The 15,101-nt window shown below is 54.3% G+C and carries 17 protein-coding genes; 8 read left to right on the forward strand and 9 right to left on the reverse strand.

Translation table 11 applies throughout. From position 1 onward, the window contains the following. Positions 1-2: 2 nt before the first annotated feature. Together DK507_RS04990 and DK507_RS04995 are read right to left on the reverse strand one after the other, a co-directional pair. Entirely contained in the window at positions 3-551 is a 549-nt protein-coding gene (locus DK507_RS04990; RefSeq protein ID WP_109355271.1) for a VOC family protein, read from the reverse strand. After that, positions 548-1,177 (reverse strand): glutathione S-transferase family protein, encoded by a 630-nt coding sequence (locus DK507_RS04995; RefSeq protein WP_109355272.1) that lies wholly within the window; start codon positions 1,175-1,177, stop codon positions 548-550. The genes DK507_RS04990 and DK507_RS04995 overlap by 4 nt, the downstream gene beginning before the upstream one ends. A gap of 225 nt (positions 1,178-1,402) precedes the next feature. Between DK507_RS04995 and DK507_RS05000 the strand changes: the two genes are divergently transcribed. Further along, positions 1,403-2,983: an SRPBCC family protein gene (locus DK507_RS05000; RefSeq protein WP_109355273.1), complete on the forward strand. Its 1,581-nt coding sequence runs from the start codon at positions 1,403-1,405 to the stop codon at positions 2,981-2,983. A 28-nt stretch (positions 2,984-3,011) separates the two neighbouring features. After that, on the forward strand, positions 3,012-3,395 hold the full coding sequence (locus tag DK507_RS05005; RefSeq protein WP_162558903.1) for a PaaI family thioesterase: 384 nt from the start codon (positions 3,012-3,014) through the stop codon (positions 3,393-3,395). Positions 3,396-3,500: 105 nt separating this feature from the next. On the opposite strand, the gene DK507_RS05010 is transcribed toward DK507_RS05005, so the two are convergent. The 6 genes from DK507_RS05010 to DK507_RS05035 all read right to left on the reverse strand — a co-directional run bounded on the left by DK507_RS05010 (position 3,501) and on the right by DK507_RS05035 (position 8,540). Further along, on the reverse strand, positions 3,501-4,313 hold the full coding sequence (locus DK507_RS05010) for a helix-turn-helix transcriptional regulator (RefSeq protein WP_109355275.1): 813 nt from the start codon (positions 4,311-4,313) through the stop codon (positions 3,501-3,503). Positions 4,314-4,447: 134 nt separating this feature from the next. Beyond that, complete coding sequence (locus DK507_RS05015) at positions 4,448-4,681, reverse strand: biotin/lipoyl-containing protein (protein ID WP_109355276.1); 234 nt, start codon at positions 4,679-4,681, stop codon at positions 4,448-4,450. 2 nt (positions 4,682-4,683) lie between these two features. Next, entirely contained in the window at positions 4,684-5,676 is a 993-nt protein-coding gene (locus DK507_RS05020; RefSeq protein ID WP_109355277.1) for an alpha-ketoacid dehydrogenase subunit beta, read from the reverse strand. Next, the gene (locus DK507_RS05025) at positions 5,673-6,656 is read right to left on the reverse strand and encodes a thiamine pyrophosphate-dependent dehydrogenase E1 component subunit alpha (protein ID WP_254054262.1); all 984 of its coding nucleotides are present in this window, start codon (positions 6,654-6,656) and stop codon (positions 5,673-5,675) included. Before DK507_RS05025 ends, DK507_RS05020 begins: the two co-directional genes overlap by 4 nt. Positions 6,657-6,762: 106 nt before the next feature. After that, positions 6,763-7,533 (reverse strand): N-acyl homoserine lactonase family protein, encoded by a 771-nt coding sequence (locus tag DK507_RS05030; RefSeq protein WP_109355278.1) that lies wholly within the window; start codon positions 7,531-7,533, stop codon positions 6,763-6,765. Positions 7,534-7,568: 35 nt separating this feature from the next. Then, positions 7,569-8,540 carry a kelch repeat-containing protein gene (locus DK507_RS05035; RefSeq protein ID WP_109355279.1) on the reverse strand — a complete coding sequence of 324 codons (972 nt, stop codon included), beginning with the start codon at positions 8,538-8,540 and terminating at the stop codon, positions 7,569-7,571. 120 nt (positions 8,541-8,660) lie between these two features. Here DK507_RS05035 and DK507_RS05040 point away from each other — a divergent pair, with 120 nt between their 5' ends. The 3 genes from DK507_RS05040 (at position 8,661) to DK507_RS05050 (ending at position 12,126) form a co-directional block, all read left to right on the forward strand. Beyond that, positions 8,661-9,662, forward strand: coding sequence for an NADP-dependent oxidoreductase (locus tag DK507_RS05040; protein ID WP_109355280.1), 1,002 nt, complete (start codon positions 8,661-8,663; stop codon positions 9,660-9,662). Between the two features lie 97 nt (positions 9,663-9,759). Further along, positions 9,760-10,971: an acyl-CoA dehydrogenase family protein gene (locus DK507_RS05045; protein ID WP_109355281.1), complete on the forward strand. Its 1,212-nt coding sequence runs from the start codon at positions 9,760-9,762 to the stop codon at positions 10,969-10,971. A gap of 15 nt (positions 10,972-10,986) precedes the next feature. Continuing rightward, on the forward strand, positions 10,987-12,126 hold the full coding sequence (locus DK507_RS05050; RefSeq protein WP_109355282.1) for an acyl-CoA dehydrogenase family protein: 1,140 nt from the start codon (positions 10,987-10,989) through the stop codon (positions 12,124-12,126). A gap of 16 nt (positions 12,127-12,142) precedes the next feature. On the opposite strand, the gene DK507_RS05055 is transcribed toward DK507_RS05050, so the two are convergent. Further along, positions 12,143-12,523: a nuclear transport factor 2 family protein gene (locus DK507_RS05055; RefSeq protein ID WP_109355283.1), complete on the reverse strand. Its 381-nt coding sequence runs from the start codon at positions 12,521-12,523 to the stop codon at positions 12,143-12,145. Positions 12,524-12,616: 93 nt separating this feature from the next. Between DK507_RS05055 and DK507_RS05060 the strand changes: the two genes are divergently transcribed. The 3 genes from DK507_RS05060 (at position 12,617) to DK507_RS05070 (ending at position 15,031) form a co-directional block, all read left to right on the forward strand. Further along, a complete protein-coding gene (locus DK507_RS05060) occupies positions 12,617-13,387 on the forward strand; it encodes an SDR family NAD(P)-dependent oxidoreductase (RefSeq protein ID WP_109355284.1) in 771 nt (256 codons plus the stop codon). Between the two features lie 78 nt (positions 13,388-13,465). Next, positions 13,466-13,873 carry a Zn-ribbon domain-containing OB-fold protein gene (locus DK507_RS05065; RefSeq protein ID WP_109355285.1) on the forward strand — a complete coding sequence of 136 codons (408 nt, stop codon included), beginning with the start codon at positions 13,466-13,468 and terminating at the stop codon, positions 13,871-13,873. Between the two features lie 12 nt (positions 13,874-13,885). After that, entirely contained in the window at positions 13,886-15,031 is a 1,146-nt protein-coding gene (locus DK507_RS05070) for a thiolase family protein (protein ID WP_109355286.1), read from the forward strand. The last annotated feature ends 70 nt before the right edge of the window (positions 15,032-15,101 follow it).

The raw sequence follows: 15,101 nt of genomic DNA on the forward strand, positions 1-15,101 counted from the left end.
TTCTATTCTTTTCCTATTACCGGATTGCTCACGCCATCCCAATCGAGATGGGCTTGTCGCATGGCCGCAAAGCCATCGAGGCCCGCTTGCGGGATTTGGAGATATTCGATGATCGTGCCGGGGCCGCCGCCATAGTCGGCATAGAAAGCCCCGCCGACACCGCCGGGTAGACTGACTTCCTGAATGACGTCGCCGCCTTTGCTTTCGGTTATCTGCCGAGCTTCGCTCAAATCATCGACGATGATGCAGAGATGCTGGACACCCTGCAGGCCCTTGGCGCGCCAGTCCTTGAACATCGAGGGCGCATCATTATCAGGACGGATCAGTTCGACCTGCACATCACCCCAATAGCCGATCGCCATGGAAAACTGGATGTCAGACGGCGCGCCGCGATATTTGACATTCTCGACCTGCACGCCCTCGGTGTGGAAAAACGGGCCCGCGCCCATTTTCTGCGTCCAGTAATCCAGTGCCGCGTCATAATCGTCGGGCACATAGCTGATTTGCATGATCGTGCCGAGTTTGGCCAAAGTGGCGGGAGAAGCGCTCATTCTTCGCCGCGCCAGATTTCGGCAGAGGGGCGTTCTTCCATCTTGGCTGCAAAGCGTGCCAGATTGTCCGTCCCTTCGGGCAAGGTCCATCCGACCGTGCCGCCAAATTTGATGAAGCAGAAGGCGACAAGATCGGCCAGCGTCAGCTTGCCGTGGCAAATATGGTCTTTGTCACCCAATTGTCCGTCCAGCCAAATCCAGTGCTTGTCGGACATGGCGGACAATTCAGCGGCGGCCTCTGTGCTAACAACGTTCATACGTGGTTCGAACATGGGCCGGCCTCCGCCGCCACGAAAACCCAGTGTCATCGGAACCGCAATTTCCTGATCGATACGCCGGGCCCAGCGCCGGGTTTCCGCACGCTCTTCAGGGGTTGATCCGATCAGTACGGGATCCGGTTTTGTCTCCTCGAGATACTCGCAGATCACTGTCGATTCACTCAGCAATGTCCCATCATCCAGTTCCAGCGTCGGGGTGGTCTGCATGACATTCTTCTGGGCATAATCGTCGCTCCGGTTTTCGCCGGTGATGATATCGAGATGGATTCGTTCCACCTCAATGCCCTTTTCAACCAGGAACATTCGGACGAGCCGAGGATTGGGACCAAGGCTGGAATAGAGTTTCACGGGTTTGCTCTCCTTTTTTCGGCAGACTCAAAACCTGCTTCTTGCAGGGCAGGATACACAGGTAAGCGGACCGAACGGTCCTCTCAAAAGCACTAGGTTATATCGCAAGTTTCGCCTTGCAAAATACGCAACTCGACACGCCCATGGCTGCCAGATTCACTAGTGGAGTTTGCCAGCTCTTGCGGTAGTCTGCCCGCAAATAAGTTTAGTTTTCAGGAGAAGATAATGGTCGAGACGTTAACGGGTCACAATCGGTCAAACGGTATTTCCTACACGGAGTTGCTAGAAGGCGACAAAGTGCGTGCTCCCGAAGTATATTTTGAAGAATCTCCGATGGAGCCCGGCCTGACAGAAGTGGAGGTCAGCCGGTACTGGACGAAAGAAGAGCATGACCGCGAGGTGGAAATGCTCTGGAAACGCGTCTGGCAAATGGCTTGTCACAAAGATGATATCAAGGATGTTGGTGATACCCATGTCTATGATATTGCAGGATTGTCTTTCATCGTGGTGCGTGTTTCTGAAGACGAAATAAAGGCCTATCCCAACAGCTGTATGCACCGTGGCCGTGCGATTTGTGACAATCATAAAAAGGGCCAGAAAGCCTTGCGTTGTCCATTCCATGGCTGGTCATGGGAACTGGACGGCAAACTGAAAGAAGTGCCATGCCAGTGGGATTTCCCGAGCGTCAGCGAAGAAACCCATAGTTTAAAGGAAGTGCGCGTTGGCGAATGGGGTGGATTTGTTTTCATCAACCCCGATCCCAATTGCGAGCCATTGGAGGACTTTCTGGGCGATCTCGACCGGCATTTCCAGATCCCGTTTGAGCGTCGGTATAAAGCGGCGCATATGATCAAGCGGCTTCCGTGCAACTGGAAAATTGCGCAGGAAGCTTTCATGGAATCCTATCATGTGGTCGGTACGCATCCCGAATTGATGCCGGCCTTTGCCGATGCAAACAGCAAATATGACGTTTGGAACAATGTGTCGCGCGCAATGTCCGCGCACGGTGCGCCAAGCCCGCATACGGATCTTGAAAACCCTGATCCGACGGCTTTTCCGGATCAGAAGGCATTTCAAAGCTTTATCCACCCGATCAGCAAGCACACATTCAAGCGGCTGGAAGAAAACCGTGTCGAGGTGTCTTTGCCCAATGGCAAAAGCGGTATTTTCGACATGGAAGCCAACTATGTTGAAGGCGATCTGAAATCGGCAGATCCCCATATGTGCAACTGGGTTGGTGGAAAAATCGCTCCCGAAGAAGAAGACATGCCGATGGTTTTTACTGACGTGTCTGCCCATATGATGCGGGATGAGGCTGCACAGGCCCGGCGCGAAGAAATGCGTCCGACCTGGGGTGATGACGTCGACAAGATCAGTGACGCCGATCTCACAGACGCCATCTTCTACAGTGTGTTTCCGAATATGAGCCCTTGGGCGGATTTCAATCCGATCTTTTATCGCTTCCGCCCCGATGGTGATAATCCTGAGCAATCATTGCATGAGGTCATGTTCATGGTGGCCTTGCCCGAAGGCGCTGAACGCCCTGAGCCGGCAAAATGCACGTTCCTTGATTTGCACGATGACTATACGGAAGCGACCGAGTTTGGCAGCTATTTGAACAAGGTATTCAATCAGGATTATATCAATCACAAGGCTATGCAGAAGGGCGTAAAAAATCAGCCGCACGGCGTTTCTATCTTTGCCCAATATCAGGAAAGCAAGATTCGTCATTTCCATGAAACACTGGAAAAATGGCTGACGAGCAAGGAACCACCCAAAAGTCCCAAGCTCGAGGCGGCTGAATAGCGCCTTGGAGTCTGTACCGGAAGGATTTGTGCCGGCGACATTTTCCAGCGGTTTTCTGGATGTTGCCGGTCCATATTTCACCCGCAAAGAGGCAGATCACATCGCCGTTGGTATCCGGATATCGGAAGGGCATTTGAACGGTATCCAGGTTGCGCATGGCGGTGTCCTGACAACTTTGGCCGATGTGGCTCTTAGCTACCAATTATTCGTTAGCGAAAAACCGCGGCTGCCCATCGCCACAATCAACCTCAATACAAATTTCCTGAGCGGCGCAAAGCTCGACGATTGGGTCGTGGCCCATGCGCATATCGACCGCAAGGGCAAGCGGACCGCCTATTGCCATGGCGAAATTGTTGCCGGTGAGCGATTGTTAATGACGATGACCGGGGTGTTTGCATTGTTACGGAAGTAAATTCCCAACGTAACCGTCATCCTGAACTTGTTTCAGGATCTCTTATGTCATGCGCTCCTTTGAGGAGATCCTGAAACAAGTTCAGGATGACGAACCAATAGCAGGTTAGTCGGTCGCCCCGAGATAGCCGAGCTGGCCAGCCTTGAAAATCGTCTGGCCCCGATTGACGCTGTTCAATTTCTGCCCGGCACGATTAACGTGATAGCGGATCGTTGCATGGCTGAGCGACAGGATCATGCTGATCTCTTTGTCGGTTTTGCCGATGGCGGCCCAATGCAGGCATTCCGCTTCGCGTTTGGACAGGATGCAATTGGTCGGCATCCGGTGTTTCTTGCGCATCGCCAGCACATAGCCGGTGACAAAGCGGCTGGTGACGATGGATAGAAAATCCGAGTATATTCGATAAGGTTCACTCAGATCAGTGACGCTATAATCTATTGGTGTAAAGCTGACCGCAGCGATCTGACCGAATGGCAGGTGAACCGGAATCAGGATAGCGGATTTGGCGGTCGCACCGGTTTCGTAAAAATCCTTAAGGTCAATCTCGTCCAGATATTCGTTTTGCCAATGGCCATGAAAGCCATCGGCATTGCACCAGATTGGCTCGCTTTCATAACGGCAGGCGCGGGGCAGGGGCGAACTGAGTGCCAGCCTGGTATCTTCCCACCAGCGCTCGCCTTCGGCGACCCAGCCAAAAATATCCTTGTTGATAAGTTCGCCTTCAGCATCGACCAAATGGGCTTTTGAGGAGATGTCCGCGCTCACGGCAATGCGAAAGCCATAGGATTGTGCGATCTTGTGGATTGCTTCTGCAGCAGATCTGATTTCCGCCGCGCTGGTGATAGTAACACTGTCCACATTCCGGCGAAATGTAGCCTTTGAAACATCAGGTATTTCTGCGACGAAATTCTCAGCCATAGTAACGCTCGTCCTCCCAGGAGCCCTTATTTGGACTCTCGATTTGCGTCACTTGTCGCGTTGTTTGGTTTTGCAGTCAACCAAACATTACTATTAATATTGGTAGGGCTTTGGCCAGCCGTCTTTGTGGATGCTTATTCAATCGTACCGATTAGTTCGCCAACCGGATATTCTTCCCCTGTTGTATCGATCAGGATTTTGAGTTTTCCGGTGGCAGGAGATTCGACTTCCTGCGTCGATTTATCATTTTCCAGGGCATAGATTTCCTGCCCCTCGGTCACGTCGGAACCATCAGGTACAAGCCATTCTGCCAGCGTCCCGACTTCCATGCTGAAACCCAGTTTAGGTATGCGTATTTCAGTAGCCATTTTTACCCCAATATTTTGCGAATTTCGCGTTCGATATCATCTTCGCTGAACATCCATGCTTTCTCGATGGCGGGAGAGAAGGGCACTGGCGCATAGCCAGATCCGACCCGGCCGACAGGCGCTTTGAGTTCAGAGAATAATTCTTCGTGAATGCGTGAAGAGATTTCCGCGCCGGTGCCGAAATTCTTCACGGCTTCATGGACGACCACGGCAGCCTTGGTCTTGGCGACACTTTTCAACACAGTTTCTTCGTCAAATGGTGCGATAGTGCGTAAGTCGACGACTTCACAGGAAATTCCTTCGCCTGCGAGCTTTTCGGCCACCGCGTGAGATGCGCCGACACCGCGGCCATAGGTGATCAGGCTGATGTCGGTTCCTTCGCGCGGAACAGACGCTTTGCCCAATGGGACAACATGGTCGGGTGCAGGAGCGGGCCCCTTGGTGAAATATGTCGGTGTATTCTCGATAAAGATTACCGGATTGGGGTCCATGATCGACGAATAGAGCAAACCATAGGCATCTGCCGGATTGGAGGCCGCAACCACCTTCAGGCCGGGTACGTGAGCTAACCAGGCTTCGAGCATATCGCTATGCTGGCCGCCCAGGCCTGTACCTGCGCCGGTCGTGGTCCGAATGGTCAGCGGCACGCTTGTCTGGCCGCCCGACATGAAGCGTAATTTTGCGGCGTGATTGACAATCTGATCCATAGCCACAGTGATGAAGTTCATCAGCATGATTTCCGCGACCGGTTTGTAACCTACCAATGCCGAACCAACGGCGGCGCCGACAATTGCCTGCTCCGAAATCGGCGTCGAGCGGACCCGGTCTGTTCCATATTGAGCAGACAGGCCAGCCGTGACTTTGAACACTCCGCCGCCCTGTTCGTCCGCAATATCTTCGCCGAGCAGAATGACTTTGTCGTCATCTGCCATGGCCTTGTTCATCGCCATGTTACAGGCTTGGGCGAACATGATTTCTGCTGGTTTCTCACTCATGCTGCAATCTCCACGTCGAGAACATCGATGCGATATTCATCGCCTGGAGGATATGGCGCGTCGAGCGCAAATTGGGCGGCTTCTTCAATCGTTGCCGCATTTTTCGCTTCAATAGCTGCGATGTCTGTCTCGCTAATCTGCATGTCGAGCAGCTGCTGGCGCAATATCGGCATTGGATCGTCTTTCAGTGCCTGCTCCATTTCGTCTTCGGGGATATAGTGGCTGGTATCTCCCAGCAGGTGCCCGTGAAAGCGGAATGTCATTGCCTCGATCAATGTCGGTCCGTTTCCGGCGCGCGCATATTCGACAGCCTCTTTTGCTGCGGCATACATTTCGCTGGCGTCATTGCCATTGACCCGCACAGACCGCAGGCCAAGGCCATCGCCGCGCTGCTTGATGGTTTCGGATCCCGTGGTGTCGCGCATATGGGTATGCTCACCATAATGATTGTTCTGGCACAGGAATATTACCGGCAGTTTCCAGATCTGCGCCATGTTCAGGCCTTCGTGGAATGCACCGATATTGGAGGCGCCATCGCCAAAGCAGCAGACCGTCACCTTGCCATCTTTTTCCAGCTGACTGGCCAGACCCAGACCATTGGCAATCGGAATGCCCGATCCGACAATGCCGGTCGTCACCATCACCCCGGTTTCGGGATGAGTGATATGCATCGGCCCGCCCTTGCCCTTGCAGGTTCCTGCCATCTTGCCAGCAAATTCGGCCCAGAGGTCTTTCGAAGGAATGCCCTTGGCGAGCTGATCGTGGAGGCCGCGATAGATTGTGACGAGATAATCTTCCTGATTGACCGCCGCCATCATTGCGGCAGAGACCACTTCCTGTCCGCGGACAGGATAATAGACGATCTGCAACTGTCCGGCGCCGATCATTTTGCGGAATTTGATGTCCGACTGCATGATCAGGTCGGCTCGGGTAAAGATGTCAATCAGCACATCTTTGTCTGCCATCTGTGTATCGCTCAAGGCTTCGCTCCTTTAATGATTACCCTCTGCCGGGGAATTTGCTCTCAATTCTTCATAGCGCAGGCAGGGGCGCTCGCCACTATTGTTATAGGGAGTAGGGCCTTTTTCAGATTGCTTCAGGGCCGCCCAGATCGAGAGCTTGCGCCTGCGGAATAGTGGCCCAGAAATCCGGGTCATGCCCATAGAAAATTCGCGCTCCGTTTCGCCTTAGTTGCGAGAGTTTCTCGAGCGATCCGCGATACTGATCCACATTATAGCAATGATCGGGCAGGTGCATCTCATCGAGGGACCGCCGCATATTACAGCAATCGGCAGCAAGCACGGCTTCGCCGGTCGCCGTCTTCACCCGAACCGATTGATGGCCGGGTGTGTGGCCTGCTGTTGGAAAAATAACGATAGTGCCGTCACCAAACAGGTCATGGTCTCCGGCGATGCGCTTGACCGGCTGGCCGGTGTCAAAATCTTGCAGGTCATAAGCGGTGTCTTCACCGGTCATGCCAAAATCCCATTCCGGACCCTGTACGATGATGGTGGCGTCGGGAATCAGGGCGTTGCCGCCGGCATGGTCGATATGGAGATGCGAGTTGATGACATAGTCGATCTGTGCCGGATCAATGTCGAGCGCACGCAATCGATCGGCAATGCTTTCGCCCTGTGGCATATCAACAATCTTGCCGAGTCCTTTTTCCAGGCCAATGAACCGGTCGCTGAAGCCGGTATCGAAGAGCACCAGACCGCCGGGATGATCGATCAGGAAGACGCAGGCCGGGACTTTGGCCTTGCCCGGTTCGCCATCCAGAAAGAAGCTCATCGGCAGGGTGATATAGCCGCAGGTAAAGGCGTAGAGCAGGACGCCTTCATCATTGCTGGTCCTCATGTTCGTTCTCCTCTCCGCTGAATACTATCAGATTCTCATGCTTCTGGTTTTATCGCCAGTGTCTGAGCCGTACCGGTTACGGAATAGATGGTTTCCATTCCCGGTCGCGCACCGCCGCCAACGATTGTAATACCACCCGATATTTCGCGATCGCTGACCGCGAAGCCATGGCGGGGCTGACCAAGAGGCTCTCCGGAAGACCATTGCCTGGTTTCAAGATTCAATATGTGATGATCAGCAAGGACCTTTCCGGCACTGAGCGACTCGCCTCCAAATATATGAAGTCGGTTGCCATCGACAAAGGCGCCATGGCCGCCGCGCCCGATGGGCATGTCTGGCAAACTCTCCCAACGGTCTTCGGTTAAATGATAGACGTCTACCTGCGTCATCTCGGTGCCAAATTCGGCGCTGCGTCCGCCGGTGATATATAGCAGCGGCCCGGAACGGGCGATGGCATGGGAATGGCGCGCCATCGGTATCGGCTGCATGGCTGACCATGTGTCGGCCGCGATTTCATAGCGCCACATTGTGTCGAGATCTTTCCCGTCATTCTGCCCGCCAGCCAGGTAGAGCGCGTCGGCAAAATGGGTCATCGCATGCTGGCCGATTGGATGTGGCAACTTACTGATTTCAGTCCAGGTGCCGGTTGCAGGATCATGGCGAAAAAGGCCGGCCTCCTGATCCGCTTCAAACGGCAACGCGACATATCCCCCCGAGGCATAAACATACCGGTTATCGGCAGCCATCGCCACATGGTGCAGCGCTCGTGGCAGTTTGCCGCAGGACGACCAGCTGCCCGATTTCAAATCCAGCGTTTCGCAACTGTCGAGCACCCGGAACAATCCAATACCGCCCGCAACACAGAGCCTGTCGTCGAGCGTGGTCGCATGAATTTCCGAACGGGCTTCGTTCATTCCGTCGTTCCAGCCGAGAAAAGTGCGAGCCAGAAAACCGGCTCCGATAAGCAGAAGGATCAGCAAGACCGTGAAGGCGAGAAATTTCTTCATGTACGCGATATGCCACAGTATCGGAAAATCGCTACCCCCGGGCGGCTATCAAAGCTGCCAGTTATATCATGGACCTTCCGTGATCTATCAGGCTGCAATATTGCGAAACGGGAGAAGATAATGACCGACAACAGACAGTGGCTGATCAACGGACGTCCCAAAGGCCGCGGGCTGGTGGATGATGATTTCAAGAAAGTCGTTACCCCGGTGCCAGAAGTTGCGGAAGGTCATGTGCTGGTCAAGAACGAGATTCTCGGCTTCGATCCTGCGCAAAAAGGCTGGATGGAAAATATCGGTGGCTATGTTGCTCCGACCGAAATTGGTGAAGTCATGCGCGGCAGCGGTGTCGGCACTGTGGTCGAGTCGCGCGATGAGAAATTTGCGGTTGGAGACAAGGTCATGGGCATGCTGCGCTGGCAGGATTATGCCATGCTTCCCGGCAGTGAATTGAACAAGGTTCCTGATGATGAATTGCTGGGCGCGAATCTCGGCGCGCTGGGAACGACCGGTATGACGGCCTATTTCGGCTTGCTCAAGCACGGCCGACCACAACCGGGTGACACATTGGTTGTCTCCGGTGCGGCAGGTGCAACCGGATCGATGGTCGGACAGATAGGCAAAATTGCCGGATGCCGGACTATTGGTATCGCAGGTGGTAAGGAAAAATGTGACTGGCTGACCCAGGATGTGGGCTATGATCATGCGATTGATTATAAAAACGAAGATGTTCGCGCAAAGCTGAAAGAGCTTTGCAACCAGTCTATCAACGTCTTTTACGACAATGTTGGCGGCAGCATATTAAACGACGCGCTTTCCCATATCGCCATGCACGCCCGAGTTGTGATTTGCGGTGGTATTTCCCGCTATGAAAAAGGCGATATGCCGGCCGGTCCGGAAAATTATTTCAACCTGATCTTCAAGCGCGGGACGATGTCCGGCTTTATCGTGCTCGATTATATGAGCGAATATCCCGAAGCGCAAAAACGGATGCGTCAGTGGATCAAGGAAGGAAAAATCACCTTCAAGGAAGACATTCAGGAAGGTTTCGACAATATTCCCAATACGCTGAAGCGGCTGTTTGCGGGCCAGAATTTCGGTAAGCAAATGTTGCGGCTCGACTAACGCGCTACTGGGCTGGTTCTTCCTTCGGGCTAACTATTTGCGCAGTGCCAGCCTTTCGCAGTCTGCAATATGACGGTTTGATTACGAGAGGGAAATTATGAGCGATTTGGAACAGTTCCGCGCGGAAACACGGGCTTGGCTGGCAGAAAACTGCCCGGAAGAAATGCGTGACGGTGACATTACAGCAGAGAATCAATGCTGGGGTGGTCGTCAATGGGAGTTCCAGTCCGAGGCCCAGAAACGCTGGTTCGAGGCCGCTTTGGCCAAGGGCTATACGGTTCCGACCTGGCCCAAGGAATATGGTGGCGCCGGATTGTCAGCCGACGAAGCGAAGATTCTTACCGAAGAGCGCGACCGGATCAACGCGCGCAAGCCGCTCAGCAACTTTGGCATATCCATGCTCGGCCCCGCTTTGCTGGCCTTTGGCACGCACGAACAGAAACTGATGCACCTGGGAGCGATTGCGCGCGGTGAAATCCGCTGGTGTCAGGGCTATTCGGAGCCGGGTGCGGGTTCTGACCTCGCTTCGCTCAAAACCAAATGTGAGGACAAGGGCGATCACTGGCTGATCAACGGCCAGAAAATCTGGACGTCCAATGCCGATATCTCTGACTGGATATTCTGCCTGGTCCGTACCGATTTTGACGCGCCGAAACATAAGGGTATTACTTTCATCCTGATGGATATGGCCAGTGAGGGGATTAGCGTGAAGCCAATTATCCTCATCTCCGGCCATTCGCCCTTTTGCGAAACTTTCTTTGATGATGTGAAAGTTCCGAAAGCTTATGGCGACGATAACTTATCGGTCGTTGGCGAGGTTAATCGCGGCTGGGATGTCGCGAAAAACCTGTTGGTGCACGAACGCGGCATGCTGGGTACAATGTCGCCACTGCGCGGCGCGACGGGACCGGAAAATCTGGGTGGCTATGCCGCAGGAGAAATTGGCGTGGATGCAACCGGGCGTTTGGATGATCCGTCTTTGCGTCAAAAAATCGCCCAGGCCGAAATTGATGACTGGGCCTATAACCTGACGGTTGAGCGGCTGAATGACGAGGCCAATGCCGGAAACGGGCTGGGCGCAAAATCGTCCATGCTGAAATATGCGGCGTCTGAACTGACCAAGAAAGGCAGCCAACTACGCATGGACATTGGCGGAACCGACGCTGCGACCATTGGCCCTGACGGTATTGAATATGGCAGCCTGGCGAACACGTGGCTCTACAATCGCGCCTATTCCATCCTTGGCGGCACGACCGAGGTTCAACTCAACATCATTTCCAAGCGCGTCTTGGAACTACCCAGCGCGTAAGAAGGCGAGATAGCTATGTCCCTAATTCTCACCGAAGAACAGGAAATGTTGCAAGATGCAGCCAATGGGTTTTTGACCGAAAATGCCCCAGTTGCGGCGTTTCGTGAGGTTAGGGATAGCAAAAATCCGGACGGTTTTTGCCGGGACTTGTGGAAAGAAATGGCCGACATGGGCTGGGCCGGTATCATTGTTGAAGAGGAATTTGGTGGCAGCGAATTCGGCTATGTCGGCGCCGGTGTTCTGGCTGAACAAATGGGCCGGAACCTTACCGCTTCGCCGTTTTTCTCGACTTCTGTCTTGGGCGCAACCGCTGTTCAGCGTTACGGCACGACCAAGCAGAAAGAAGAGCATCTGGGCTCGATTTGTGATGGTTCGACCCTGTTCGCGCTGGCCGTTGATGAAGGACCGCGGCACCGCCCGGAACATGTCGAGTTTGCCGCTACGCCGCATGGCAATGGCTATAAACTATCTGGCGCAAAGACCTTTGTCGCGGACGGCCATGTTGCCGACAAATTGATAATCGCGGCCCGCACTTCGGGTGAAGCTAATGATCCATCGGGCATCACATTATTTCTGGTTGATGCGGATGCAGAAGAGATTGATCGCACGCACACGCCGATGATCGACAGTCGCAATGCAGCGAATATCAAGGTCGATGGCCTTGAGGTTACGGGCGATGATATATTGGGTGAAGTCGACAAGGGTTATGAAGCCCTGGAAGGCATTTTGTCCGCCGGCCGTGCGGTATTGGGCGCCGAAATGTCCGGATCGTCACAACAGGCCTTTGCGATTACCACTGATTATCTGAAAGAACGCGAGCAATTTGGCCAGAAAATAGGCTCGTTCCAGGGGCTGCAGCACCGCGCCGCGCATCTCGCGACCGAGATAGAGATGACCAAATCAGCAGTGCTCAAATCCCTGCAATTGCTTGACGATGATTTTGAAAGCGCATCCGCTACCTGTTCCATGGCGAAAGCCAAATCGGGCATGACCGCGCAACTATCCACCCAGGAAGCAATCCAGATGCATGGCGGCATTGGAGTGACCGACGAATATGATGTCGGCCTTTATTTCAAACGAGTCCATGTCGCCCAGCAGATGTTTGGCGATGCCGGTTTCCATGCAGATCGGTTGGCGAAGCGCTCCGGCTATTGACCCTTTGAAAGACGGCTCAACCTTCGCTCATCGTTATGTTTGCAGGGCCGAAATGCGCCGTCATTTTCTCAACTTTACCCACCTCGTCAAATTCAAAGATATCAATCACTTCGACGATCAACACCTTGCCATCCCCTTGACCAATCTCTGCACGAAACGGGAAGGCCGCAGTCTTTGCGCTTATTCTGATGCTGTCGGTCAATTCAACTTTGGCGCCGCCGGAAAACGCATTTTGATAAAATGTCAGAATCTCGGATCCCGTTTTCGGCTCGGTACCGGCAGGATCTTCGACAGCGGCATTGTCGGCATAAATTTCCATCACCGCTTGCATATCGCCGGCATTAATCGCTGCCAGATAGCTATTGACGATCTCGGTCATATGTTCGGGCGTTGGCATGAGGCTTCCTTTCTGAAGAACGGCATGAATAATAGAGGCGCAGGGTAGAAACCGGCGTCTCCCTAAATTGATAGGGACTTGAGGAGAGATGATATGACAGGGCGGTTGCAAGGAAAAGCGGCGATTATTACCGGCGGCGCATCTGGTATTGGCGCCGCGATGGTGAAGCGCTTTGCCGAAGAGGGCGCGCAAGTGCTTTCCACCGATGTTCAGGTGAAGCTTGGTCAAAAGGTCGCCGATGAAGCCGGTGCGCTTTTCATGGAACAGGATGTTTCAGGCGAGGAGCGCTGGCAGGCGGTGGTAGCCAAAGCGCAATCGGAATTTGGCCGTCTCGATATTCTCGTCAACAATGCCGGTATTGTGGCAGCCAAATCGATTGAGGATATTGATCTGGAAAGCTGGCACCATTTGCTCGGCATCAATCTGACCGGTGTGATGCTCGGGTGTCAGAATGCGATTAAGGCGATGAAGCAGAATCCCGGCGGATCATCGGGGTCGATTATAAACATCGCCTCGACATCAGCATTTGCAGCGCTTCCCGGCGACGTGACCTATACCGCTTCCAAAAGCGCCGTGCGTATGTTGACTCGGTCCGTTGCAGTACATTGCGCGCAATCCGGCTTCAACATTCGCTGCAACAATATCGTGCCGGGCGGCACGCATACCGGGATTATCGATGCGGCAAAAGAGGTTGTACCGGACATTTATGACCGGGTTGCCGCCATGTCGCCGATGAATCGCATGGGTGAGGGGGCGGATATGGCCGGCGCGGCAGTCTATCTGGCCAGCGATGATGCGGCTTTCGTGACCGGCAGCGACCTGTTGGTCGACGGCGGGATGCTCGCCGTTCATCCCGGTTACTGAAGGCTTAGCCTAGCCGTTTTGGCAGTTATTGGGCATCATGCTTTGCCCTAATGTCCCCAGCAATAAAGGAGAGGGCGAATGAACGCGCAGCCAATTGCAGATAATCTGTTCACCGACGACAATATGACCGCTCTGGTTGGCGCGCGAAACAAGCAGACGGGCCATATATCTTTCCCGCTGCCGTTGACGCCCAATGACGATATCGAGCCGATAGCGCTGGCTTCGCGGGGCACCGTGTGGACCTATACCGTGCAGCGCTTCCCGCCCAAAACGCCTTATGCGGGTCCGGCTGATCCTGAGAATTTCAAACCCTATATCGTCGCCTATGTTTCGCTGCCGGGCCAGACGATGGTGGAATCGCGGCTGACGGGTGTTGAACCGGAAGATGTTAAAATCGGAATGGAAGTGGAACTGACTGCCATCCCGCTGGACCCGGATGCGCCGGCCAGCGAGCAAAAAATGATCCACGCTTTCCAGCCTGTTTGAGGAGAAATTGCAATGAGCGACGTATGCATAGTGGGCGCGGGTATCCATCCCTTTGGCCGGACCGAAGGCCGTGATGGCATGGATCAGGGCGTCTATGCCGTTAGACAAGCGCTGGCTGATACTGGCATCGCCTGGGAAGATGTTGAATTTGCATTTGGTGGCTCGGCTGCCTCCGGTGCTGCTGATACCATGGTGTCGAAACTAGGGTTGACCGGAATTCAGTTTATCAATGTCTCCAATGGTTGCGCAACGGGAGGCTCAGCACTGAACGCTGCGGCGAGCGCGATCAAGTCGGGCGAATATGAGATTGGCATGGCCGTCGGATTCGACAAGCACCCCCGAGGTGCGTTTAACGCGGACCCGGGCGCTTATGGGCTACCCAATTGGTATGGCGAAGCTGGCTATATGCTGACCACGCAGTTTTTCGGCGCGAAGATCATGCGCTATCTGCATGAGAACGGCTTGAGCAGAGAGGCACTCGGGCGGGTTTCGGAGAAAGCCTTTCGCAATGGCGCCAAGACCGATCATGCCTGGCGGCGCAGTGAAGTCGATCTGGAAACGATCATGAACGCGCCGATGATCAGCGACCCGCTCAACAAATATATGTTCTGTTCGCCTGCTGAAGGCGCGGTGGCTCTGATCCTTGCGAGCGAGAAAAAGGCGAAGGAACTGGGCGGTCCGATGATCCGTCTGAAGACCTCCGTCATGCGGACGCGGCCACCGGGATCGTTCGAGGTTTTTGCCGCCTCCATCGACAATGAGCGCGGCGGGACGGCGACCGAGATCGCAGCCAAGGCAGCCTTTGAACAGGCAGGCATGGGACCGGAAGATATTGATGTCGCACAGCTTCAGGATACCGAGTCCGGCGCAGAGATTATGCACATGGCGGAAAATGGCTTCTGTCCGCATGGCGATCAGGAAAAATGGCTGATCGAGGGCCGGACCGAGATAAACGGGGCCTTGCCCGTGAACACCGATGGTGGCTGTCTGGCTTGCGGAGAGCCAATTGGTGCTTCCGGCTTGCGGCAGGTTTACGAAAATGTCGTGCAGCTGCGCGGGACCGCTGGCGAACGGCAGGTTCCGGGTGATCCGAAAACCGCCTACACGCAGGTCTATGGCGCACCGGGTGTGTCCGCCGTGACGATATTGCAGCGTTGAGGTTTTGCTGTATTCCTGAAGAGCTTGTGCTCCGCACTTGATGCGGAGCCCAGGTAAGATGGGCGTAACA

The organism is Sphingorhabdus sp. EL138, from assembly GCF_900258045.1.
Taxonomy (GTDB): Bacteria; Pseudomonadota; Alphaproteobacteria; order Sphingomonadales; family Sphingomonadaceae; genus Parasphingorhabdus.